2 protein-coding genes are annotated in these 1,211 nt (G+C 72.4%); both read left to right on the top strand.

Translation table 11 applies throughout. The annotated features are described in order from the left end of the window. Window positions 1-438: hypothetical protein (locus tag FAF44_RS53260; protein ID WP_237111130.1), on the top strand; the 438-nt coding region annotated here is incomplete at its 5' end. Continuing rightward, window positions 438-1,211 (top strand): serine/threonine-protein kinase (locus FAF44_RS53255; RefSeq protein ID WP_237111129.1); only part of this gene is annotated, 774 nt, incomplete at its 3' end. The genes FAF44_RS53260 and FAF44_RS53255, both read left to right, overlap by 1 nt.

Raw genomic sequence — 1,211 nt, 5'->3', positions numbered from 1 at the left:
ACCCAGACCCCCACGCAGCGGCCCACCACCACCAAGCCGACCCCCACTCCGACGCCGACGCGCACCACGAAGGCCCCCACCCCCGCCAAGACCACCAAGAAGCCGGTCACCTCCGCCAAGGTCAGCATCCTGGCGATCGAGCTGTTCGGCGGCCCCGGCCAGTCGAACGCGAGCGGCTGCTACATGCCGCCGATCCACTTCCAGACCAACGTGGAGTCGTCGCGACCCGGCATCTGGGTCTCCTGGGCGTGGGACGTGGACGGCAAGACGCGCGAAAGCGGCAGGTCATGGGTCCCGGAGGACGCCTACACCGCGTTCGTGACGGCCCGGCAGTACATGCTGGACGAGGGCGGCCACACGATCACCCTGCGCGTCACCTCGCCCTCCGCCGCCCGCAAGAGCCTCTCGATCAAGATCTGCTCCCTGGACGATTACTGATGACACCCCAGGCCATCGGCCCGTACCAGGTCATCGAGCAACTCGGGGAGGGCGGCCAGGGAGTCGTGTACCTGGGCGCGGCGCCCGACGGCACGCGGGTGGCCATCAAGGTGCTGCGCGAGGGCGTGGCGGGCGACGGGCGGTTCGCCAAGGAGATCGCCGCCGCGCGGCGGGTGGAGCCGTTCTGCATCGCGCAGGTGCTGGACGCCTCGCTGGGCGGACGGCCGTACATCGTGACCGAGTACGTCGAGGGCCCCTCGCTGGCGCAGGCGGGCCTGCACGGCGGGGCCGACCTGCAACGCCTGGCCGTCGCCACCGCCACCGCGCTGGCCGCCGTGCACCGGGCCGGGGTGGTGCACCGCGACTTCAAGCCCGCGAACGTGCTGCTCGGCCGCGACGGGCCGCGCGTCATCGACTTCGGCATCGCCAGGGCCATGGACGACGCGGTCACCCGGACCAGCTCGATCGTGGGGACACCCGCGTACATGGCTCCCGAGCAGTTCCTGGGGGTGGCGGCCGGCCCGGCGGTGGACGTGTTCGCGTGGGGGTCGGTGATGGTCTACGCGGCCACCGGCACGCCGCCGTTCGGCAACGACTCCCTGCCCGCGGTGCTCAGGAGGATCCAGTACGAGCCGCCGCGCCTGGACGGCGTGCCTGAGCCGCTGCGCTCGATCGTGAACGCGTGCCTGGCCAAGGACCCGGCCGCCCGGCCCGCCATGCAGGACGTGCTCTTCCGCCTCATCGGCGTCCCCACCTCCGGCCCAGCCACCCCC

The sequence above is a fragment of the Nonomuraea sp. MG754425 genome (genome assembly GCF_021699195.1).
Classification (GTDB): domain Bacteria; phylum Actinomycetota; class Actinomycetes; order Streptosporangiales; family Streptosporangiaceae; genus Nonomuraea.
Note: the sequence above shows the minus strand (reverse complement) of the source record. Positions and strands in the feature narration are given on the sequence as shown.